At 56.2% G+C, this 22,622-nt stretch carries 20 protein-coding genes; 10 read left to right on the forward strand and 10 right to left on the reverse strand.

Going from position 1 to position 22,622, the window contains the following annotated elements:
- Positions 1-17: 17 nt before the first annotated feature.
- Positions 18-404: a helix-turn-helix domain-containing protein gene (locus H6G53_RS02085; RefSeq protein WP_190530788.1), complete on the reverse strand. Its 387-nt coding sequence runs from the start codon at positions 402-404 to the stop codon at positions 18-20.
- 143 nt (positions 405-547) lie between these two features.
- On the opposite strand from H6G53_RS02085, the gene H6G53_RS02090 reads away from it, so the two are divergent.
- Positions 548-1,141: a flavodoxin family protein gene (locus H6G53_RS02090; RefSeq protein WP_190353582.1), complete on the forward strand. Its 594-nt coding sequence runs from the start codon at positions 548-550 to the stop codon at positions 1,139-1,141.
- 207 nt (positions 1,142-1,348) lie between these two features.
- Positions 1,349-2,248, forward strand: coding sequence for an Rpn family recombination-promoting nuclease/putative transposase (locus H6G53_RS02095; RefSeq protein WP_190530789.1), 900 nt, complete (start codon positions 1,349-1,351; stop codon positions 2,246-2,248).
- 42 nt (positions 2,249-2,290) lie between these two features.
- Here H6G53_RS02095 and H6G53_RS02100 read toward each other — a convergent pair whose 3' ends face one another.
- Positions 2,291-2,821 (reverse strand): DUF6155 family protein, encoded by a 531-nt coding sequence (locus tag H6G53_RS02100; RefSeq protein ID WP_190530790.1) that lies wholly within the window; start codon positions 2,819-2,821, stop codon positions 2,291-2,293.
- 177 nt (positions 2,822-2,998) lie between these two features.
- On the opposite strand from H6G53_RS02100, the gene H6G53_RS19120 reads away from it, so the two are divergent.
- From H6G53_RS19120 to H6G53_RS02115, 3 genes are all read left to right on the forward strand, one after another.
- Positions 2,999-3,280, forward strand: coding sequence for an IS1 family transposase (locus tag H6G53_RS19120; protein ID WP_099533871.1), 282 nt, complete (start codon positions 2,999-3,001; stop codon positions 3,278-3,280).
- 201 nt (positions 3,281-3,481) lie between these two features.
- Positions 3,482-4,258 (forward strand): precorrin-6A reductase, encoded by a 777-nt coding sequence (cobK, locus tag H6G53_RS02110; protein ID WP_199309100.1) that lies wholly within the window; start codon positions 3,482-3,484, stop codon positions 4,256-4,258.
- Positions 4,259-4,402: 144 nt separating this feature from the next.
- Complete coding sequence (locus H6G53_RS02115; protein WP_190530791.1) at positions 4,403-4,828, forward strand: SH3 domain-containing protein; 426 nt, start codon at positions 4,403-4,405, stop codon at positions 4,826-4,828.
- A 61-nt stretch (positions 4,829-4,889) separates the two neighbouring features.
- Here H6G53_RS02115 and H6G53_RS02120 read toward each other — a convergent pair whose 3' ends face one another.
- Positions 4,890-5,438, reverse strand: coding sequence for a hypothetical protein (locus tag H6G53_RS02120; RefSeq protein WP_190530792.1), 549 nt, complete (start codon positions 5,436-5,438; stop codon positions 4,890-4,892).
- A 271-nt stretch (positions 5,439-5,709) separates the two neighbouring features.
- On the opposite strand from H6G53_RS02120, the gene H6G53_RS02125 reads away from it, so the two are divergent.
- The 3 genes from H6G53_RS02125 to H6G53_RS02135 all read left to right on the forward strand — a co-directional run bounded on the left by H6G53_RS02125 (position 5,710) and on the right by H6G53_RS02135 (position 8,614).
- Positions 5,710-6,234 carry a DUF1993 domain-containing protein gene (locus H6G53_RS02125; protein WP_190530793.1) on the forward strand — a complete coding sequence of 175 codons (525 nt, stop codon included), beginning with the start codon at positions 5,710-5,712 and terminating at the stop codon, positions 6,232-6,234.
- Positions 6,235-6,371: 137 nt separating this feature from the next.
- The gene (lpdA, locus tag H6G53_RS02130; protein WP_347278272.1) at positions 6,372-7,826 is read left to right on the forward strand and encodes a dihydrolipoyl dehydrogenase; all 1,455 of its coding nucleotides are present in this window, start codon (positions 6,372-6,374) and stop codon (positions 7,824-7,826) included.
- Positions 7,827-7,834: 8 nt separating this feature from the next.
- Positions 7,835-8,614 (forward strand): TylF/MycF/NovP-related O-methyltransferase, encoded by a 780-nt coding sequence (locus H6G53_RS02135; RefSeq protein ID WP_190530794.1) that lies wholly within the window; start codon positions 7,835-7,837, stop codon positions 8,612-8,614.
- Between the two features lies 1 nt (position 8,615).
- On the opposite strand, the gene cobI is transcribed toward H6G53_RS02135, so the two are convergent.
- Both cobI and H6G53_RS02145 read right to left on the reverse strand, forming a co-directional pair.
- Positions 8,616-9,317 (reverse strand): precorrin-2 C(20)-methyltransferase, encoded by a 702-nt coding sequence (gene cobI / locus H6G53_RS02140; RefSeq protein ID WP_190530795.1) that lies wholly within the window; start codon positions 9,315-9,317, stop codon positions 8,616-8,618.
- Complete coding sequence (locus H6G53_RS02145; RefSeq protein WP_190530796.1) at positions 9,314-9,940, reverse strand: precorrin-8X methylmutase; 627 nt, start codon at positions 9,938-9,940, stop codon at positions 9,314-9,316. Before H6G53_RS02145 ends, cobI begins: the two co-directional genes overlap by 4 nt.
- A gap of 526 nt (positions 9,941-10,466) precedes the next feature.
- Here H6G53_RS02145 and amt point away from each other — a divergent pair.
- Complete coding sequence (amt, locus tag H6G53_RS02150; RefSeq protein WP_190530797.1) at positions 10,467-14,303, forward strand: ammonium transporter; 3,837 nt, start codon at positions 10,467-10,469, stop codon at positions 14,301-14,303.
- Between the two features lie 386 nt (positions 14,304-14,689).
- Here the strand turns inward: amt and H6G53_RS02155 are convergent, their stop codons facing one another.
- The 3 genes from H6G53_RS02155 to H6G53_RS02165 form a co-directional block, all read right to left on the reverse strand.
- Positions 14,690-15,415, reverse strand: coding sequence for a carbonic anhydrase (locus H6G53_RS02155; protein ID WP_099533861.1), 726 nt, complete (start codon positions 15,413-15,415; stop codon positions 14,690-14,692).
- 79 nt (positions 15,416-15,494) lie between these two features.
- Positions 15,495-16,535 carry a GDSL-type esterase/lipase family protein gene (locus tag H6G53_RS02160; RefSeq protein ID WP_158234466.1) on the reverse strand — a complete coding sequence of 347 codons (1,041 nt, stop codon included), beginning with the start codon at positions 16,533-16,535 and terminating at the stop codon, positions 15,495-15,497.
- A 430-nt stretch (positions 16,536-16,965) separates the two neighbouring features.
- Positions 16,966-18,510 (reverse strand): ammonium transporter, encoded by a 1,545-nt coding sequence (locus tag H6G53_RS02165; protein WP_190353574.1) that lies wholly within the window; start codon positions 18,508-18,510, stop codon positions 16,966-16,968.
- An 810-nt stretch (positions 18,511-19,320) separates the two neighbouring features.
- Here H6G53_RS02165 and H6G53_RS02170 point away from each other — a divergent pair.
- A complete protein-coding gene (locus H6G53_RS02170) occupies positions 19,321-20,223 on the forward strand; it encodes a pentapeptide repeat-containing protein (protein ID WP_099533857.1) in 903 nt (300 codons plus the stop codon).
- Positions 20,224-20,370: 147 nt separating this feature from the next.
- Here the strand turns inward: H6G53_RS02170 and H6G53_RS02175 are convergent, their stop codons facing one another.
- Positions 20,371-21,258 carry an S-methyl-5'-thioadenosine phosphorylase gene (locus tag H6G53_RS02175; RefSeq protein WP_190530798.1) on the reverse strand — a complete coding sequence of 296 codons (888 nt, stop codon included), beginning with the start codon at positions 21,256-21,258 and terminating at the stop codon, positions 20,371-20,373.
- 62 nt (positions 21,259-21,320) lie between these two features.
- Positions 21,321-22,451: a glycosyltransferase gene (locus H6G53_RS02180; RefSeq protein ID WP_190530946.1), complete on the reverse strand. Its 1,131-nt coding sequence runs from the start codon at positions 22,449-22,451 to the stop codon at positions 21,321-21,323.
- Between the last annotated feature and the right edge of the window lie 171 nt (positions 22,452-22,622).

Below are 22,622 nucleotides of genomic sequence, written 5' to 3' on the forward strand. Positions count from 1 at the left end.
AGTCGAGCGATCGATTCCTAGGGATAGTTAACGACAATTTCACCGGTCTCGGAGTCGGGGTTGAGCGGGGCGATCGCTCCGTCGCCATACCAGCGCAGGGCCAAGTCGCCGAGCTGATCCAAGACCTGCACCAGTTCCAGCCCCCGATCGGTCAGCCCATAACTAACTTGGGGCGGCACGGTCGCTTCGTAGTGGCGATAAATTAGCCCCTCGCGCTCCAGCCGCCGCAGCCGCTCCGTGAGCACTTTGGTGGAAATGCCCTTCACTTGCCGCTTCAAAGCTCCAAAACGGATCGGCCCCTTCGTCGTCATCACCCACAGCAGGTATAGCGTCCAGGGGCCAGACAAAATATCCATCAACAGGCTGACGGGGCAGCACTTCACTTCTTTGGAGGGGCGAGGCATGGGCAAGCAGTTCCAGACTCAATTTTGGGCGTAAAAAGGAAGCTAGTTACTTTTAGGTTCCTACTTTACTTTAGTTGGCATTGACTTCTAGGATCGACGCTACGGGCCGAGGCCGCTCGTTTCCAGTCCGTATTGAGGTTTTTATGACGACGATCTCAGTGGTCTACTTTTCGGGATCTGGGCACACCCATCTGATGGCGGAATCGGTGGCGCGGGGAGCCAGCCAAGTGGACGGTGTGACGGCCGAGTTGCTGCGGATTACCGGCGCGCAGATTACCGAGGGGCGTTGGAAAGATCCGGAGATGCTAGATGCTTTGACCCGATCGGATGCGATCGTGTTTGGGTCGCCCACCTACATGGGCGGCGTGGCGGCCCAGTTCAAGGCGTTTGTGGATGCGGCCAGCTCAGCTTGGTTTGCCCAACAGTGGAAGGACAAGATCGCTGGCGGGTTCACCCACTCCGGCTCCCCCAGCGGTGACAAGCAGGGCACGCTGCTATACATGGCGATTAATGCAGCCCAGCACGGGATGATCTGGGTGGGGGCGGCTGAAATGCCCAGTCAATACGTGGGCAGTGATGAGGGGGTGAATCGCCTCGGGTCGTTTTTGGGGGTGATGGGTCAAAGCGATCTGAATCCCAATGGTGGTGAAGCGATCGTTCACCCAGGCGATCGCTTAACGGCTGAGAAATATGGTCAGCGGATTGCCACGATCGCCCAGCGCCATCGCGGCAGCTAGGGCAAGCTATCTAATTCATCAAAAGGGAATGAATCGGGGCGATCGACTGGGACAAAGCGATCGCCCTGTTCATTTTTGGTGAATTGGGGGCGATCGCACTTAACAGGTTTAATGTTCTGCTAACCCAAGGATCGCATCAATAATCGCTATGATGGCAATAGCTTGACTAGCGATCGCGTAGCATTTCTAATTCTATCGAGAAGAACTATGCGCTTTATCAATCCTAAAACTGATTATGCTTTCAAAAAAATCTTTGGCTCCGAGCAGAGTCAGGATATTTTAATTAGCTTTCTGAATGCGGTTTTATATGAGGGAAATTCCACCATTCGCGAGCTGGAGATTCTCAATCCTCATCTTGGGCCACGAATCCGTGGCTTCAAAGATACTTATCTCGACATTAAAGCAACGATCGCCGACAGTCACGGCCAAACCGAGACGGTGATCATTGAAATGCAGGTCTTAAATGTCGAAGGTTTCCAAAAACGCATTCTCTACAATGCTGCCAAAACTTACAGTAATCAATTGGCGATCGGGGATGGTTATACGGATCTGCAACCGGTGATTGCGCTCACGATCGTTGATTTTGAGATGTTTCCTGAGCTAGATCAACTCATTTCGCGCTTCGTTCTCAAAGAGAGAACCTATCTGACTGATTATTCGTCAATCTATGATATTGAGCTGGTGTTCATTGAATTACCCAAATTCCAAAAGGAACTTCCAGATCTAGAAACCTTGATGGATAAGTGGTTGTATTTTTTGAAAGCTGCCCGAAAGCTAGAGTCTGTGCCACCCAGTATGGAGGCGATTCCAGAGATTCAAAAAGCTTTTGCGATCGCAAACCAAGCCAACCTGAATGCTCAAGAGCTTGATGAGCTGGAGCATCAGGAAATTTTCATTCAGGATCAGCGTAATTCAATTAGAAAAGCTCTCAGCCAGGGCATCGAGCAGGGCATCGAGCAGGGCATTGAGCAAGGAAAACTGGCGGCGCAACGGGCGATCGCCCGACAGTTGTTGGGTGTGTTGGATGATGAAGCGATTAGTCGCACAACGGGTCTTGATCTGGAGGCGATCGCCCAACTCAGGATTGATAACTCGCTAAACTCCTAAAACTCATGTCTACCAGAGCTTTATGGTCGCAATAGTGGTGTGTTAGATTTCATCGGTCGCAGGAAAGTACCTTTTGAAGATGTCCTCCAAGTTGTCATAGAATCCCCACCCCATCCTATCTGTGCTTTTAACAATGCGCAGGGCACGCGCCTCATACTCATTAATCAAGTTTTCGCTCGCTGCAAGTTCTGCAGCTCGCTCGAAGAGATCCTCGAAGGATATATAGTACTCTTCATTGATGTCTCCGTAGGCAGCGGTAAACTCCACCCCAGTTTCGACACAGTAATAGATAAAATCGATCACCTGCTTCGGGCTGATGGCCTCGGCTTCGACACGTTGCAACATACGAAGGACAATTGATGGACTGCCGTTTCCGAACCCACGTTTGGGAAAAAACTCAGCTCGGACTTCCGCCTTATAGTCATCAAATTCAGATATTGGTGTAGTGGGGTCAAACTTGGCAATTAGGAAACGCTCAACAGGAGGATTGCGCTTTGCCAAATCAAGCAAAATTTGCACGAGTTCTTCTTTTGAGCAAGCTTTGAGATAAGTTTGAATAGTTTGTGCTTGCATACAATATGAGCCTAGACAAGGCAGCTAATTATGTCTTCAACCGCGAGTATAGGATAACTGTCCTTGGATGGGTATCGTCAAGCAACTGCGGTTTCAGCTCAGGATGATGGGGGTTATTTAGTAGTGCCTGTGGAGTAATGATGCTAACCTGGCAGCAGTAATCTATGACTTCAGTTCATGCCTGCTTGCCCTCAATGCCAATCCAGCCACACGGTCAAAAATGGTCGCATCCACAACGGCAAGCAACGCTTCAAATGCAAAGCCTGTGGCCGACAGTTCATTGAGCACCCTACTCAGAAACGAGTCACACCCGAGCAGATTGCGCTCATTGATCGTCTGCTCCTAGAGCGCCTTTCCCAAGCAGCCATTGCGCGGGTCGCGCAGGTTTCTGAATCTTGGATCGAATCTTATGTGGCGGTTGCAGGTGGTCGCACTTTGCGGGCCAAGAAACCAGATTGATCAATTACCTAGCAACAATTGAGTCATGCATTTGAGTCATGCATTGCGTTAGCGGATCTGTCGTTTGGTTTGGCGAACCCTGTCTTTTTCCCGTCACGAAGCAGCAAGCTAGCAATTGATTGATCACCACAATGCCCCTTGTTGATCGCTTGATGACTCATCATTACTTCACAGGCACTACTAAATTTTTCGTTTCCCTGAGTGGCAGGCTCTGGCCCCTTGATGTTGTGGTTAATTGGCGGAACCAGCGATAGCCGTACCCTTGCCCAAGCCCTCGATCGCGCTGGTTTGCCCTGGATTGCCACGGTGGTGAACCCGGCGGCCGCGCGGCTCTATGACGGCTTAAACGGTGTGGTGCGATCGGGCGCGTTTGCTCCCGCTGACCTCATGCCCTGGCTAGCCGATCGCGCCATCTGGGGCATCATCGACGCATCCCACCCCTTCGCCACGGAAATTTCCCAGCAAGCGATCGCCGCCGCCGCCCTTCGATCAATTCCCTATCTGCGATTTGAGCGGCCCGCCATTCCCCTGGAGCCGCCGGCCCTGAAATTGCCCAATCTAGCCGCCGCATTGTGCGATCGATTCCTGCGCGATCGGCTGGTGTTGTTCACTTTGGGGGTGAAGGCCTTGCCGCAGATTTTGCCCTGGCGCGATCGGGTGGCGGCTTTGTGGGTGCGGGTGTTGCCGGAGTCCGTGGCCCAGGCGATCGCCCTCGGGTTCGATCGCTCAGAGGTGATTGGCCAGCGCCTGCCGGTGGATCCGGCCCAAGAGCGAGCTGACTGGCAAAATCGGGCGATCGAAGTGGTTGTTACTAAAGCAGCCGGGGCAGCGGGAGGGCTGGATCTCAAACAAGCGTTGGCAAGGGAATTAGGCGTGCAGTTGCTGGTGATCGATCGCCCTTCGATTGTCTATCCTGCGCAAACCGATCAAATTGATGAGGTGGTGGCGTTTGCCCATTGGGCGATCGGTTCGCTGTAGGCGGTTGGTAACCAGTTCGCCTATCCACTGTGGTCAGCATCTGCACTTTCTCTTCAGCATCTTTTTAAGGGAATCTTAAATAAGTGCTTATTTTCAAAAATTGAATAAGTGATACGATTCGAACATCTGCCCTCAACGAACCCCATGAAGCTTTTCTGGATTTTCGGTTCATTGCTGCTTCCGTTGGCACTCGCCCCGATCGCCCAAGCGGAAGCCCCTCGATCGGATGAAATGCAGCTATCCCAGGCTGACCCCACAGCTCCCTTGGTTAATGTTTGTTATGTCGTGAACCTTCAGCAAGGACAGCTTGCTGTTCGTAACAGCCCCGGTGGTCAATCCCGCGCTGGCTTGGATAACTACAACATGGTTGAGGTTTACCGTCAGCAAGGCAATTGGTCTTGTGTTCGAGTTTTGGAAGGGCCTAACTCCCGCGTCGCAGGAATCGAAGGCTGGGTTAATAGCAGTTATTTGGAGTGTGATCAGCGCAATTGCTATCGAGCTTGTGGTTCCCTCATTGAAACCCGCAATCGTGTAAATGCGCGTGCTCGCCCTGGTATTTGCAGCCGCTAATCAAGCCGTAGGTTGAATTTTGTAAAACCCAACCTACGGCTCTTTATCAAGGCTATTAAGTTTAATCCTTTGCGAGAGATGAAATACTGAGAAATGGAGACAGACTAAGTTCCAGTTCAGCCTGCAGTTTGGCAAGCTTCTTCTTTTGCTCGGTAAGCATTTGATCCATCTTGTCTAACTCTATTTGACTGGACGCATCTTTTTTAAGCCTGAACTCTTCAGCTAAGAAGTTCCTGCGTTCTTGCATGCGAGCGATTTTGTCGGTTTCAGAAAAAAGGAGCTTCAATTGTGTAGAAATTTCTTCATCAAATAGCCATTTTGAATTTTGAGCTGCCTGCCAAAACAATAACCTCTCTTCTTCCGTTGAGCATTTTTCAAATATTGCAAAGCTCAAAGACTTACTTACTGTTTGAAAGATCTCTAATCTTTTCTCAAATAAATCTAATTTTAGCTTTCTTCTTGCGGTCTTTAATTGACCACATGCAATTAGAACTCCTAGGAGTGCGATAAGCGGTGTAGAAAGAGCAGATGAAAGCTTAATTAAATCAAATTGTTGCGAAGCATAGGTAGAGAGCAGCAGATCCATGATTTCAGTAGCTGTGTTTAGCATGGTTTCGTTACTTGATCATTATAGTAGCTAGTAGAATGAACATTGCCCACCGCTCTCTAGGAGAGGCGCTATTCATTTCAAAAGCAATCATTACCTTTTCCCTGAATACAATCGCATCGCTTGGGTTATGGATTGTGGATGGGCAACTTGGATCCTACGGGCTATTACTGCCACGATGGAAACTAAAATTTATAGTTAATATTGTTTTGAAAGAGCGCCTTATCTGTGGCTGCTTAGGTTTGGGGTCTTTCGCTCTATTGCTTCAAACATCATGGAAAACATCAGAATTAAGCGATTTCGGGCGATTTTTGAATCTCGCCTAGAAACCTTAAGCCATTTGCTGGATATTGCCGATTCTCACTTTGTCACCGATCGGGCTGCCCTCTTTCAGCTTCGGCTTGCGCCCGACATGCTGCCCTTTGGCACACAAATCGCCTTTACCTGTAACCAGCCGCGTAACTTTGCCCTTTGGTGCGCTGACCAACCCGCTAGCAACTTGAACCCCGAAGTGACCACCTTGGAAACTGCTCGAGATTACATCACCTCCACCCGAGAGTTGCTGAGCCAGATTAACGCCGGAGATGCCAAACTCTCAGAAATTCATCGCATTGACCTAGGAGAAGGCCTATCGCTGGAGTTGCCAGGATTAGCCTATGTGGATGATTTTTTGATGCCGAACTTCTACTTTCACCTAACTACAACCTATGGCATTTTGCGGATGGCTGGTGCTGCAATTGGGAAGCGAGATTTTATGATGCACCTCATGCCCTTTGTGAAACGGGATCCCAGTTGCTAGCGATCGACCAATCTATTGGATGCTAACGGTGAGACTGAGCGAGCCGGGGCGGCTTGGTGGCCGGGTGGCAATTGCCCGATCGCCCCTTTCGCCGGACAATGGGGACTTTGAGAGCAATCCAAACCCAGGAGGCGGGCGTGACTCAAGAATTCGACTACGACTTGTTGATCCTCGGAGCCGGAGTCGGCGGCCATGGTGCAGCACTGCACGCCGTCGCCTGTGGCCTGAAAACGGCGATCGTGGAAGCAGCCGAAATGGGCGGCACCTGCGTTAACCGGGGTTGCATTCCTTCCAAGGCTTTGCTGGCGGCTTCCGGCCGGGTGCGCGATCTTCGCAATGCCGCCCACCTCAAAGCCATGGGGATTCAAGTGGGCGGCGTGCAGTTCGATCGCCAGGCGATCGCCGACCACGCCACTAATCTCGTGGGCAAAATCCAAGGCGACCTGACCAACAGCCTGAAGCGGATTGGCGTAGACATCATCCAGGGTTGGGGCAAGCTGCTGGCTCCCCAAAAGGTGGAAGTGAACACCGCCGACGGCAACCGCACGATCACCAAAACGATCAGCGCCCGCAATATTTTGATTTCCACCGGGTCGGTGCCCTTTGTGCCGCCGGGAATCGAGCTGGATGGCAAAACGGTGTTCACCAGCGATGAAGCGGTGCGGCTGGAATCCGTGCCCCAATGGGTGGCGATCATCGGCAGCGGCTACATCGGGTTGGAATTCTCCGATGTGTACACGGCCCTGGGCGCGGAAGTGACGATGATCGAAGCCCTCGATCAACTGATGCCCGGTTTTGATCCGGACATCGCCAAGGTGGCCAAGCGGACGCTGATCGATCAGCGCGACATCGAAACCTATACCGGCGTGTTTGCCACCAAGATCACCCCCGGCGCGCCAGTGACGATCGAACTGACCGACGCGAAAACCAAGGAAGTGGTGGACGTGTTGGAGGTGGATGCTTGCTTGGTGGCTACGGGTCGCCGCCCCGCCACAGCCAATATTGGTCTGGAGAATGTGGGTGTGGAAACCAACCGCCCCGGCTTCATTCCCGTCAATGGCAAGATGCAGGTGCTAAAGGATGGCGAACCCGTACCGCACCTCTGGGCGATCGGGGATGCGACGGGGCAAATGATGCTGGCCCACGCGGCTTCGGCCCAGGGCGTGGTCGTCGTGGAAAACATCTGCGGGCGCGATCGGGAAGTCGATTACCGCAGCATTCCCGCCGCCGCCTTCACCCATCCCGAAATTAGCTTCGTCGGTTTGACGGAACCCCAAGCCAAGGAACTGGGCGAGGCGGAAGGCTTCAGCGTGGGTACGACTCGCACCTATTTCAAGGGCAACTCCAAGGCGATCGCCGAGGGCGAAGGCGACGGCCTGGCCAAGGTGATTTTCCGCAAGGACACGGGCGAAGTGTTGGGCGCGCATATCTTTGGCATCCACGCTTCGGACTTGATCCAAGAGGTGGCCACGGCGATCGCCCAGCGCGACTCCGTGAAGAACCTGGCCTTTGTGGTTCACGCGCACCCGACCCTCTCGGAAGTGATCGACGAAGCCTACAAGCGGGCCGAGCGGGAACTAGCTGAGGTCTAGAGCGAGCCATGCATAATCCTGAACTGGGGGAAGTCGTCTACGATCGCGACGGTCTCCGCAGCGTCCACAACCACGAATTCATGGACGATCTCGCCTTCCAACGGGCCTACGCGCGCGGCGTGCAGGCCGTGGGCTGGGATTACCAATGGCATTGGCGCGTCCATGTGGGTCTGTGGGCGGCGGCCACGGCGGCCCAACTGCCGGGGGACTTTGTGGAATGCGGTGTGAATCACGGCTTCCTCAGTTCGGCGATTATGAATTACCTGGATTGGAACCGGGGCGATCGCACCTTCTATCTGCTCGACACGTTCCAGGGGCTAGATCCCAAATATGTGTCTGATCGCGAACGGGCCGGCGGCATCCTCGACAAAAACCGCGAGCTGCTCGACAACGGCTTCTACGTTAGTGGTGTGGAGTCCGTGCGCCGCAACTTCAGTGAATGGCCCAAAGCCAAAATCATTGAGGGATCGATTCCAGAAACCTTGCCGCAGATTGATTCCGGGGCGATCGCCTTTGTCCACATTGACCTGAACTGCTCACCGCCGGAAGTGGCGGCCCTGGAGTTTCTGTGGCCGCGACTCGTGCCGGGAGCGGTGATTTTGTTGGATGACTACGCCTACAACGGCTATCGCCCGCAAAAATTGGGCATGGATGACTTTGCCCGCCAAAAGCAGGTGGCGATCGCCTCGTTACCCACGGGCCAAGGGTTGCTGATTCGCCCGCCCGATCGACCCCCAGCACCGGGGACAGCGGCCGTTGCACCAGCGGCAACCATGGTGATTTTTTAGCCTAGGCTCCCGGTTGGCGGTGGCTGGGAATTAGGATCAGCGACCAGTAGGGCACGGCGGCCGGGTCTACCTGGTCGATCGCCTGGATTTGTTGCTGCGGTAGGGTTGCCCGTTCGATGTAGATTGATCGCCCCGTTAGCCCCAACTCATCGAGCACCGATCGCACCTTCCCAAAATGCCGCCCCAGTTTGATAATCACCGCCGCATCGGTTTGGGCTAGGCGATCGCGCAGGGTCGGGCGATCGAGCGTGGCCGGCAAAATCGTCAGCACGTCTTGGCGATAGGTTAGGGGCACTTGGGCCACGTCCGCCGCCGCCAGGGTGGAGGAAATCCCCGGTACTAGCTCTGTGGGGAAGCGATCGCCCAGTCGATTTAGCAGATACATGAACGAACCGTAGAGCATCGGTTCCCCCTCGCAGAGCACCGCCACATCGCGCCCCGCCGCCAGGTGAGCCGCAATCTCCGCCGCGCCGCGATCGTAGCCCGCCGCCGCCGACTCCTGGGGGCTGAAGGGCAGGACGATCGGGACTTCGATTTGCGTCGGTTGCAAGAACGCCGCCACGATCGCCCGCGCCACCGAGCCGCCATCGGCCGCCGCCGGATAGGCCACCACCGGCACGGTCGTTAAAATCCGGTGCGCCTTCAGGGTCAGCAATTCCGGGTCGCCCGGCCCCACGCCCAGGCCGTAGAGCTTGCCCGTCACGCTTCCAGCTCCTTCGCCAGGGCATTCACCGCCGCCGCCGCGATCGCACTGCCGCCCCGCCGCCCATGCAGCGTGATGAACGGCACACCGCGCGAATTGGCCGCCAATTCCGCCTTCGACTCCGCCGCTCCCACAAATCCCACCGGGAAGCCCAAAATCAGCGCCGGTTTTGACCAACCCGCATCCAGCAATTCCAGCAGGTGAAACAAAGCCGTGGGCGCATTCCCGATCGCCACCACGGCCCCCGCCAAGTGGGGCCGCCACAGTTCCACCGCCGCCGCCGATCGGGTGTTGCCAATTTCCTGGGCCAACGGCCGCACTGCTGGATCGCCCAGGGTGCAGATCACCGGATTCGTGGCCGGCAATCGATCGCGGATGATGCCCTGCACCACCATTTGCGCATCGCAAAGGATCGGCGCGCCGGCCGCCAGGGCCGATCGGCCGATCGTCGCTGCACCGGCCGTGGCCTGCAAATCCGTCACCAAATCTGTCATCCCGCAAGCATGGATCAGCCGCACCGCCACCGGCTGCAAATCCGTGGGCAATTGTGCCAAATCCACCTCCGCCCGAATCGTGGCGAAGGACTGTTCATAAATGGCTTGACCATCGCGCAGGTATTGCAAGGCAGGGCGATCTCAACAGCGCAAAAACAGGTTAAGACTGACCCAAGGGGATGGTTTCCTGAGCCGATGGATGGGGTTGAATGGGCCCAAGACTCAGCCAGTCAGCTTGTTCAGAATATCAGGCGAATTCGATCGCGGATCCGGCAACTGCTGAATTCTGGGTCAGCAGTCCTTGGGCAACTCCATGGGCAATGGCCTACGGCCACCGATTCAAGACCAGTCCAAAAGAGGATGGATTCGGATGATTGAAGCGGTTCTCGGCAATCCTTTTTACATGTATTAATTAATACCTAAAATAGGACATTGATTCCGTAATTCCCTTGGCAGTGAGAAGATCAGCAAAAGCAATAAAACCCAATGCGGACTGAGATTAATCCATGCCTTTGGGTTGACTGTGGGGTTCGATCGGGCAAGTCCAATCTGCCCCCCACTGGAGACTTCTGATTAGACTGAAGCAGTTGCTAAAAATTATTGAAGAAAAGATGCAACGAACGGTAAATGCTCCCCATGTTGGAGTAGGGATCCTGTGGCTGCTCATCTCAATTGGCTGAATATGCGCGATGTGGCTTGGTTGCTGGGGTGCTCGGGACTCGTGTTTCTGATGCAGCCTGGTTTTATGTGTTTGGAATCGGGCATGACCCGATCGAAAAACAGCATTAATGTGGCGGCCAAAAACCTATCAGATTTTGGCATTTCGGCACTGCTCTACTGGTTGTTTGGATTCGGGGTGATGTTTGGCCCCTCTTGGTGGGGTTGGATGGGCCATGACTACTTTGCCCTATCGGTGGAATCGCAGCCTCAACTGGCGGCTTTTTTAATTTTTCAATTAATGTTTTGTGGCACTTCCACCACCATTATTTCCGGTGCGGTGGCGGAACGAATGCGGTTTTCGTCTTATCTAATCGTTTGTTTCCTTTGTTCAGGATTGATCTATCCCCTGTTTGGCCATTGGGCTTGGAAGGGAATGGAAATTGTGGGCGCAAGTCCTGCCGGCCAGGGGGTGGGCTGGTTGCGATCGCTCGGGTTCTATGACTTTGCGGGTTCCACAGTGGTGCATAGCGTGGGGGGCTGGATTGCCCTGGCCACGCTGTTGGTGGTGGGGCCGCGCTGGGGGCGCTATGACGAAGCCACCCGGCAGCACAAAATCAGCGGGTCGAATCTGCCCTTTTCCATGCTTGGGGCCATGATGCTGTGGCTGGGCTGGTTGGGGTTCAATGGCGGCAGCACCCTGGCCCTCAATGAACATGTCCCGGCGGTGCTGGTGCATACGGTGATTGGGGGTGTGGCGGGGATGCTGGGCGGCGGGGCCCTGGGTTGGTACTATCGCCACCGGCCGGATGTGGAATGCCTGATCAACAGTTCCCTGGCGGGTATGGTGGCTGTGACGGCCTGCTGCAATGTGATTACGACCCCGATCGCCCTGGTAGTGGGGTTCACGGGGGCGGCCGTGGCGTTGGCGGTGGAATGGTGGCTCGATCGCCGCCAAATCGATGACGCGGTGGGAGCTGTGCCCATCCATGCGGGGGCCGGGGCCTGGGGCACGCTCTGTGTGGGGTTATTTGGGGATTTGAGCCAAATGCCGGGCGGTTTGGAGCGCCCCCAACAAATTGCCGTGCAACTGTTGGGCATTGGAGTTTGCGCCCTCTGGTCTTTTGGGTTGTCTTACGGGTTGCTGCGCTGGGTCGATCGCCTGCATCCCCTGCGGGTTTCCCTTGCGGAAGAACAGATGGGCCTGAACGTGGCGGAGCACCAGGTAAAAACGGAGGTCTATGACCTATTTGAGGTGATGGATCACCATGCTCGCCAGGGAGATTTGCACTTGCGAGTGCCGGTGGATCCGTTCACGGAGGTGGGCTACATTGCCGAGCGCTACAACCAGGTGATGGATGCCTTGCAGGAAAAGTCCCAGGCGCTGGAGTCCCTGAATGCGAGCCTGGAAGCCCAGGTGCAGCAGCGGACGGCGGAGTTGGAAACCGCCAACCAGGAACTCCAGCGCCTGAACCGCCTGAAGGATGATTTGCTGGCAAATACGTCCCATGAACTGCGCACGCCCCTCAACGGCATCATTGGCTTGGCGGAGGCGATGCTGGATGACGATCGGGGAGGATTGAGCGATCGGGAACGGTCAAACCTGGACACGATCGCCGCCAGTGGCCATCGGTTGGCCAATTTGGTGAACGATCTGCTGGACTTTTCCAAACTGCAACACCAGACGATTGACCTGGCCCTGCGCCCTTGCACCTTGGCTGTGGTGGTGGAACAGGTGTTGCAACTGCACTACGACCAAGCGGAACGTAAGGGCTTGGCGCTGGTGAATGCCATTGATTTGGCTCTGCCGCCCGTGTTGGCGGACTTCAACCGGCTGCAACAGATTTTGCACAACCTGGTTAGCAATGCGCTCAAGTTCACCCAAAGCGGTGAGGTGATTGTTCATGCTCGCCGTTGGCAGCCGGACGCGGAACTGTTGCATCAGTTGCATCAGCCGCCTTCTGTCGATCCTGCCAACTCCCTAGATCCTCAATTGGGGGATCAGCAATTGGGTCAACAATTGGATCAATTAACGGGGGTGGTGATGCCCTCAAGCGCGATCGGGCAGGGTGCTCTGTTCGATCGCCCCGGATTGGATCCGGCAGAATCTGAGCAGTTTGAGCGGGAGCATCCTTCCGAGTCATCCCCGGAAACGGCTGCCCAAAAGTGGCTGGCCATTTCCGTCAGTGATACGGGCATTGGTATTCCCACAGAGGCGATCGAGCGCATTTTTGAATCCTTTGAACAGGCCGATCGCTCCACGGCCCGGGAATATGGCGGCACGGGGTTGGGGTTGGCCATTGTGCGGCAACTGGTGGAACTGCATGGGGGCAAAATTTGGGTGGAGTCCCGTCCCGAAGTGGGATCCATCTTTACGCTGACCTTGCCGGTGGCCCTGGAAGCGCCAGCCCTCACCTACGAAATGCCCAGCTTCCGGCGATCGCCCATGATGTTGCGCAAGCCTGCCCCCACCAATCCCAAACCGGCTCCCGAAGCCCCGATCGCACCGGAACCGATTACCCTGGCTCCGGCCACCGTGGAGGGCGATCGTCTCCTAGAAGCCCTTAGCCAGCGGGACACGGAACAGCTCTTGGCCAAGGCCAGCGCCGCCCGCACCCAACCCAATCAACGGTTCAAAATCCTGATGGTGGATGATGAGCCGGTGAATCTTCAGGTGCTGGAAAATTTCCTGTCCCAGGAGGAGTATGAAATCGTGACCGCCGACAACGGCCCTGCTGCCCTGGCCGTGTTGGAACAAGGGTTTCAGCCCGATGTGGTGTTGGTGGATGTGATGATGCCGAAAATGACCGGCTATGAGCTGACCCAGCAGTTGCGATCGCGCTATCCCGCCCACAAGCTGCCGATTTTGATGCTCACGGCCAAAAACCAGGTGGAAGACTTGGTGCAAGGTCTCGACTCCGGAGCCAATGACTACCTCACGAAACCCGTTTCCAAGAAGGAATTGCTGGCTCGTCTGAAAACCCATCTGCAACTGTCCCACATCAATATTGCCTACGGGCGGTTTGTGCCCCACGAGTTCCTGCGTCTGCTGAATAAACAGAGCATTTTGGAGGTGGAACTGGGCGACCAAGTGGAACGGCAGATGTCGGTTTTGTTTTCCGACATTCGATCGTTCACCACGATCACGGAAAACCTGTTACCGGCCGAGAGCTTCCGGTTCATTAACCGCTATTTGGCCCATATGGAACCGGCGATTCAGCAAAATGGCGGCTTCATTGACAAATTCATTGGCGATGCGGTGATGGCGCTGTTTCCGGAATCGGCCGATGACGCGGTGGCCTCCGCGATCGAAATGCGGCGAAATTTGGAAGTCTTTAACCGCGAACGACAACAGGCGGGCGAAGTGCCGATCGAAATTGGCATTGGCATCAACACTGGCCAAATGCGATTGGGAACAGTGGGCGGTAAAAATCGGATGGATGGGACTGCCATCAGTGACGCGGTTAACTTGGCGGCTCGGTTGGAAACCCTGACCAAGCGCTACCAAAGCAGCATCCTGATTTCCCACCACACGATCGCCCAGATGGAGGATCCAACGCGCTATCACCTGCGGTTTATCGATCGGTTACAGGTGACAGGCAAATCTCGGCCCGTGGCGGTGTTTGAGGCGATCGATGGCGATCCGTCCCCCATCCGCGACCAAAAACTCTCCACCATGGCCCATTTTGAGGAAGGCACTTGGCTCTATCACCGTCAAGAGTTCAAGTCGGCGGCCGTTTGTTTTGAAGAATGTTTGCGGCAATTCCCGGGCGATCGGGTGGCTCAAATCTATTTAGAGCGATCGGTTCATGCGGCCCTGCCCACTACGGATTAGGGAATCGCTCGATCGAGAATCATTAGACCTCTTGCATCAATCAAAACCCTGACCCTAAATCCCTCTCACAAGTCGGGAGAGGGACTTGGCAACCAACAACGAAATCGCCGTTATTCCCGATTTCTGGCTCCCCTTCGCCCTCCTTGGGAGAAGGGGTTGGGGGATGAGGGCTGTTAACTGATTCGCGCAAGAGGTCTATTCGCTCGATCGAGCGATTGCCCCGATCGTCGTGCCGGGAAGCTGAGCGGCCTGTCGGCAGCTCCTGGAACCAAGCGAAAACGGTTGATTGTTCACGCCCCGATCGTCGTAACAAGGGGCTGAAGCCCCTTGCTCCTCACGATTTTGTCACGGTGGAATCAGGGTTGTGGGCGATTTAATAGCGGGCCCTAGCGTGCGCCGCGATAAATTCGCTCCGACTGCTCCGGCGGCAACCAGGCACAGGCTTGGGCTTGGCGCTGGGGCAAGGTCAGGGTCGGCGTGGGCCGATTCCAGGCACTTTCCGGCTCCACATATTCCTGGGTTTGGGGGTCGTAGGCATAAATTCGCCCTGTTTCAATTTCATAAACCCAAGCATGGAGTCGCAAGCTGCCCTGGTTCAGCTTGGCTCGCACACAGGGATAGGTGCGCAGGTTGTCAATTTGGGTGAGCACGTTTTCGGCCACCGCAATTTCCAGCAAATCTTCACCACTACAGGGGCTGTAGTTTTGCAAAACCACCTGGCGCGTTGCTTCCGCATGTTCCAGCCAGCGGCTGACCAAGGGCATTTTGTCTTCCAGCTCTTTGATCTTCAGCAGGCCTTTCATGGCCCCGCAGTGGGAATGGCCGCAAACCACAATTTCACTCACCCCCAAGGCTTCGATCGCATACTCGATCGTCGCTCCTTCACCGCCATTAGCCGCGCCATAGGGGGGAATGATGTTACCGGCATTGCGGATCACGAAAATTTCGCCAGGATCCGATTGGGTAATCAGTTCCGGGTCAACGCGGGAGTCAGAACAAGAGATGAAGAGAACGCGCGGTTTTTGCCCATGGGCCAGCTCTTCAAACAGCTTTTGATGGGACGCGAAGTAATCTTGCTGAAACTGCCGCAAGCCTTTGATCAATTTGTGCATGGCGTTCTGTGCATGGCCTGGTTACCCGTGGCCTGGTCGTTGCCCGTCTGGCTGGTGAGTTGGTGAATATCTTACGGCCTTAGGGGCGCTGGTCGTCGGTGGTGGCGGGTGCTTCGCGCCGGTTGGTGCTGCGGGCCCGATCGGGCGACTCCGCCGGACGATTGGCGGGCGCAGCGCTACTGCTGGACGGTTTGCGATCGGCCGGTGAGGCCTTGGGCGTGGGGGAAGGGCGATCGCTTGGAGTTGCCACGCTCCGGTTGTCGGAATCGGTCAAGCGCTGGGCCCCGGCCCGGTTTTCTTCGGCGGGTCGCGGTGTGACGGTTAACCCCGCCGCGCCCGATCGCGACAGTTGCAAGAAAGAATCGAGGGCCGCACGCCAAACCAAATAGCCCCGATCGCTCAGGTGCAGGCCGTCAGTAGTGAGATCTGGGTGCAGATTGCCCTGTGGATCGGTGAACATCGGAAACAAATCCAAGAAGCCCACCCGTTCATCCCGGGCCACCTGGTTCAACCGGCGGTTAATGCGCTTGATTCGATCGAGTGTGGCCTGGCGCAAACGGGCCCGACCTTCCCAAGTGGAGCTAGCCCCGCGATGGGGAAACAGGCTTTGCAACACAATCCGCGAATTGGGGTGGGCTCGGCGCAATTCTTGGGTGATGGCCCGGTGATTTTCCACGATCGTGTCATCACTGACCCCTTGCATCAGGTCATTAATCCCGATCGCCACAAAAATCACCTCCGGTTGCAGACGTGCCAACCCATCCAAGCGCTGCAACAACAACCGGGTCGTATCCCCAGAGATGCCCTGATTTAGCCAAGTGGTTCCCGCCGGCAACAGACGGGACGGAAAGGCCAGAGTTAAGGAATCGCCCACCAACACCGCCAACCGGGCGGGCCGTCGCAGGGCCATCGCATTGGCTTCCTGCCGCCGCCGAGCCACCCATCCTTCATAACTGGTGGCCGCGACGGGCGATCGCTTCGGAGTGGTCACCGTGGCTGCCACGGCCCTAGTGGGCGATCGCTCCAAAGACTCTTGGGTTTGCTGAATCTGGTCAATCGCTTGGGCAATGGCCTTGGCCGCCGCACGGTCTAGGCCCGTGACGACCACCAAAAAGGCCACTGCTAATAATCCATTGCCCCATAGAGACCATTTGACCCACCAAGGAGCGCGGGGCTTAGACGGTGAGAAACCACTTGATCGGCGTGACCAGCCAATCGAGCGGCCAAAAATTCCTGTTCGTCGAGCACGCGATCGAGAAAACACGATTTGCCCTGAAACGTTGTGGTGACCCTGCCTCGGTGCAAGCCAACCGGCCCTAACTGGCTCCGTTGACCTTGCATCCATCGCCAAAAGACCAATTCACTAAGAACTCTAGCGAACTTTGGCCGCAAAAAAAACATCCCTAAACACAAAAGAGGGCGATCGCCCCCTCCTGTGTCATTGAACACCTGTGGTAATCAGTCGCATCCGAACTCGGCTAACAGCTAAGGTCGTCGAAACGATAGAAAAGCATCGTTACCCGACCTCGCCCCAGTACCGAGGCTTTTCCCTAGGATGCGGTTTGATCCGAAACACCCATTGCCGCCGTACCCGTGGGGCCGATCGAGGTGTTGTCCTTCACAAAGCCACTGTAGGCTTCCATCCCGTGCTCGCCGATATCGAGGCCAATGGCTTCTTCCTCGGGCGAAACCCGAATGCCACCAAAGGCATTCAGGGCATACCAGAAGATGGTGGACAGCAACACCGTCACCCCACCAGCAATGGCAACACCCAGGAATTGCACACCCAACTGGGTCAAACCACCACCATAGAACAGGCCCAAACCAGCCGCATCCGCACCCGTTGCATCCTTACCAATGCTGAACAGGCCGACCGCCAGCGTGCCCCAAACACCGCAAACCAAGTGCACCGAAGTAGCACCCACTGGGTCATCGACCTTCAGCACCGAGTCAAAGAAGCCCACCGACAGCACCACCAGAATCCCGGCAATGCCACCAATCAACACAGAACCGGTGTAGTCAACCACGTTGCAACCCGCCGTGATGCCCACCAAGCCAGCCAGGATGCCGTTGATCACCATCGACAGATCCGGCTTGCCCGACAGCCACCAGGATGTGAACGTGGCGGTTACGCCACCCGCTGCGGCGGCCAAGTTGGTGGTCACAGCGATGTAAGGCACTGCTGCATTCACCGCCAGGGTCGAAGCCCCGTTAAACCCAAACCAGCAAACCCACAGAATCAAGCAGCCCAACGTGGCAATGCTCATGTTGTGGCCAGGGATGGCGCGGGGTTGGCCGTTGTCATACTTACCCATCCGGGGCCCCAGAATCGAAGCACCCATCAGCGCTGCCCAACCACCGACGGAGTGTACCGCCGTTGAACCAGCGAAGTCGCGGAAGCCCATGTTGAACAACCAACCGCCCGTGCCGCTCCAAATCCAACGGCCTGTGATGGCGTAGGACACCCCAACCAGCAGCAAGCTAAAGATCAAGAAGTCCACGAACTTCACCCGCTCAGCCACCGCACCGGACACGATCGTGGCGGCGGTGCCCGCAAAGGCAACTTGGAAGAGGAAGTGCAGCGAGACCGGCAGCCCCGTTGCTTCAATGCCGTAAGTTTCGGGCGTTCCTGACAGGAAGAAGCCCGTCGTGCCAATTACGTTATTGCCTTGGGCAAACATGAAGCCATAGCCCAAAGCCCAGAATGCCAAGGTGGCCAGAGCAAATACAATCAGGTTCTTGGTCAGAACGTTAACGGCGTTCTTCTGACGACAGAAGCCCGTTTCCAACATGCAGAAGCCCGCGTTCATGAAGATCACGAGGATGGCTCCCACTAGAACCCAGGTCATGTTCAGCAGGCCCTGAACGTCTTCGGGCTTGATGGGTTCAGCGGCATGGGCAGCCAGGTTCCAGGTGGCCACAATCACGGCGGCCAAAGGAATGCAGGCTAACCAACCGAGGGAGGTGCGGCGACCGAATACGTCGTGAAAGAACGATCGCCCGGCACTCAGGATCTGGTCAATGGATCGATCGGTGCCCTCGTTAAGGGAGCGCGAATGCCCCTTACGGCGACCCGAGAACTTGAGCCTAGCCATAGACTAACGGTTCCTATAGGGGTTGATGTTGATATGGATGGTTCAGAGACAGGGCGGTTGCTGACTGGTTAAAACTAAGACCATCACTCCTTCACTAACAATTGCTGCGATTCGCTCACGAATGCGGCAATCAGGAAGCTTCCTGCTCCATCGCGGCGAAGTTGGCTTCATTTGCTCCACAGGCTGACACGATCGGACTGGCCGCCTTTTGTAGATGCATCGCCTTTGGGAGTGGTTTGCCCCAGGGTTTGACAGGGACTCAATGAGAGCTAGACTGCAATCCAAGACAGTCTCTTGACGCAGCAATTGTTGATCGACGTGGACTTGCTTTAAACACAGGCAATTGCATCAATTTTGTCGAGTATCGTTCTGTATCTAGCGATACTGATCGTTCTGGGCTGTGGGTAGATTCACCGGGACAAAAAGCTGAAGATGGGTGATGCGATCGGGCAGGACTGGCCATATCGTTGGCGGCCGTTGGGGGTGCAAGCCCCGTCCTGTCAGGAGCGACCCTGAGCCGAGGTGTAAAATCAGCATGGTTACGATCGCAGCCCAAACAAAATCCCGATCGCCTAGTCATTTCGCCATGTTGCTGGTTGGCCCTGTCCTTGATTGGCCAAGTGGCTGGGGCTGAAGTCCAAGGGTGTGAATGAGTTTTGAATGGCTCTGTGAAATTGCTAGAACTGCTGAATTGCTGAGCTGGTGTTGAAATCTCTGCCCCAGTCCTACGGGGGATTTTGAGGACGATTGAAATGTGGATTGTTCATATCCCCCAGACAGCAGCATTGAAGTCCGTGATGAGGCTCCCCCATGGAAGTTAGCGAATTGCTCGAACGCTACGCAGCCGGAGAGCGAGATTTTGACCGCGTTGATTTGTCATCGGCGGATCTCAGTGGGGCCCTGTTGCCCGGTATTTCGCTCCAGGGGGCGGATTTATCAGGGGCCAAGTTGTCCGGCTCCAACTTGGAAGAAGGAAACCTGCGGGAAGCGCGTTTACTGAGCGTGGAGGCGAATCATGTGCAATGGCGTGGGATTAATCTCCGCGAGGTGAAATTGCGGGATGCGTCGTTGCGGGGAGCCAATTTGGTGAATGCGAACTGCATTGGGGCGGACTTGAGCGGCGTGGATTTGGGCGATCAGGCGAATTTGTCCGGTTGCTCGATGCGGGCCACCAAGTTGGTCGGGGCGAATTTGCGGGAAGCGGTGTTGATCGAGTCCAATCTCAGTGAAGCGGATTTGCATCAGGCCAACTTGGAAGGGGCCAACATGCGAGAGGCCACGTTGCACCACGCCAAGCTCACGGAAGCCAATTTGACCAAGGCGAACCTCACGCGGGCCAATTTGACCAAGGCCAATTTTTCAGATTCGGTGTTGGTGGGGGCGATGTTGCTGGAGGTTTATGCCAGTAGCACGGTGTTTTTGGCGGCGGACTTGTCCAGTTGCGACCTGCGGCGAGCCAAGGCGATCGGGGCGGATTTCACGGCGGCCAAACTGCTGAAGGGAAATTTGCGGGAAACCAATCTCAGTTGGTCAACGTTGCGCCAAGCGGATTTGAGCGATGCCAATTTGTTTCAGGCTCGCTTGCAATGGACGAATTTCAGCAGTGCTGTGCTGCGGGGGGCGGTGTTGATTGATGCGGATTTGTCCCAGGCCAACACCCGGGCGGTGGTTTGGACGGGGGCGATCGGCCCGGATGGCCAAGCCCATTACTAACAAGCTGTGGATTACCCCATTCAGCCGATCGATCAGGGGAATTGGCCCGCCAGTGCTGGGCTGCGCCGGTTGTTTAGCCTCCCGTCCCTGAACTCCAGAGCCTAAAGGCCCGGGGTCTTTTGCTCATTTGCTCAGTGGGTGCTGCGTTTAACGATAGGGAGCCAACAGGGGGGCGAGCCGATCGAGCGTGGCGGTGGGCACTTTGTCGAGGGGGGTGAGCAGCGCACCGGCCAGGGCCTGATGGGCGATCGACTCGGGCGGTTGGGCCCCCAAGCGGCGGACTGTTTCTCGGATGATCGATCGGGCGTTGTCGGCATTGCGATGCAAGTTCCCAATCACCATCTCGGTGGTCACACTGTCGTGATCGGGGTGCCAACAGTCATAGTCGGTGACCAGGGCGATCGTGCAGTAGGCGATTTCCGCTTCTCGGGCCAGCTTGGCTTCCGGTAAGTTGGTCATGCCAATGACGGTGGCTCCCCAACTTTGATAGAGCTGGGATTCGGCCCGCGTGGAGAAAGCTGGCCCTTCCATGCAGAGATAGGTTCCGCCGCGATGCAACGTCACCTCCGACAGGGCCAGGGAGTCGATCGCCTCAGCCACCAAGCCCGACAAGGCTGCACAAATGGGATCACCAAAGGCAATATGGGCCACTAAGCCATCGCCAAAAAAGGTGGAAACCCGGTTACGGGTGCGATCGATGAACTGATCTGGCAACACAATATCCAGAGGCTTAGCCGCCATTTGCAACGATCCCACCGCCGACACGGACAGGAGATAGCGCACGCCCAAGGTTTTGAGGGCCCAGATGTTGGCACGGTAGGGCACTTCCGTGGGCAGCAGGTGATGGTGGCGGCCATGGCGGGCCAGAAAGGCCACGGGCACACCGTCCAAGGTTCCGGTGATGATTGCGTCGGAGGTGGGGCCGAAGGGGGTTTCAATCCGCTGTTCTTGGGGATTTTGCAGCGCCTCCATTCGATAGAGACCGCTGCCGCCCAGAATGCCAATGGTGATTGTGTCGCCCGTTGAGTCCGTCATTGTTGAGAGGTGCTCCATAAACCAGTAGGGTCGATCGCCCGAATTGGGCTGGTCATTTCAGCCTAAGCCGCCTGTCGCTGACTCATGCTCAAGATTCCGTAGTAATAGTCCTTTAGTTGGCGGGTAGCGGCGGCCCAGCCCCAGCGTTCGGCCTCGGCTCGGGCAGCCGATCGCAGGTTGGCCCGCTGACTCGGATCGGCGAACAGGCGTTGGGTGGCGGTGATTGCGCCCTGGTCATCGGTGGGGTCAAACAGGAAGCCGTTTACGCCGTCGGTGACGATATCGGGGATGCCGCCCGCGTTGGCCGCCACCACGGGACAGCCGGCCGCCATTGCTTCCAACAGCACCAGACCGAGGGTTTCCGTGCGCGAGGGGAAGATGAACGCATCGGCGCTGGCATAGGCGGCGGCTAGCTCCAGACCGCGCAGGTAGCCGACGAAATGGGTGGTGGTTCCCGCGAAAAATTCCTCTAGCTCGGCGCGGTAGGGGCCGTCACCGACGAGGGCGAGCCTTGCGCCGGGAATCGATTCGAGCACGGGCCGGATGCGATCGACCTCCTTTTCGGCGGACAGGCGACCGATGTAGATCAGCAGGGGCGCGTCCGGGTGGCCTTGGCTGAGGAAGTCGCGCATTTCGGTGGTGGCGCGATCGGGCGTGAAGCTGTCTGTATCTACGCCGCGCTGCCAAAGGGCGGTGCGCTCAATGCCATGGTCGCTCAGTTGCTGCACCATGGCGGTGGAGGTACAAAGGTTAATTTCTGCGAGATTGTGGGCGGTTTTTAGCAATTCCCAGAGCAAGCCTTCTAGCATTCCCAATCCGTAATGTTGTAGGTATTGGGGCAGGTGCGTGTGATAGGAAGCAACGAGGGGTAATTGACGAGTTTTGGCGTAATAGATGCCGCCTAAACCGACGACAGCCGGGTTAACCACATGAATTAAATCGGGGTGAAAATGATCCAATTCGCGACCAATTGCCGGGCGTGGTAGGGCAATTTTTAGCTCAGGATATTGCGGCAGTGGAAACCCCGAAACCCCAAAAACTTTTGAGCCGTTGTAGTCCTTTAACCCCAAATCGGGCGTGACAATCAGCACCTCATCGCCCATTTTTTGCAGGTGATCGATCGTGTGGCGCAGACGGGTCACGATCCCATCGATTTTGGGCAAAAAGGTTTCGGTAAACAGCGCAATTCGCATAGGTTCCGTGCGGGGCAACAGGGACAAAAGGAGCAAGAGGGCAGCGGCGCAAGACGGGCGATCGCCCGATGTAGATTAAGGCTCGGTTAATGCCAAGCCTAGACTAGGCGATGGTTTCAGCCTATTCCCGCCGATATTTGCCTCAGGATACCGCTTGGGGGGGATCGATCG

This window comes from Limnothrix sp. FACHB-406, assembly GCF_014698235.1.
GTDB lineage: Bacteria > Cyanobacteriota > Cyanobacteriia > CACIAM-69d > CACIAM-69d > CACIAM-69d.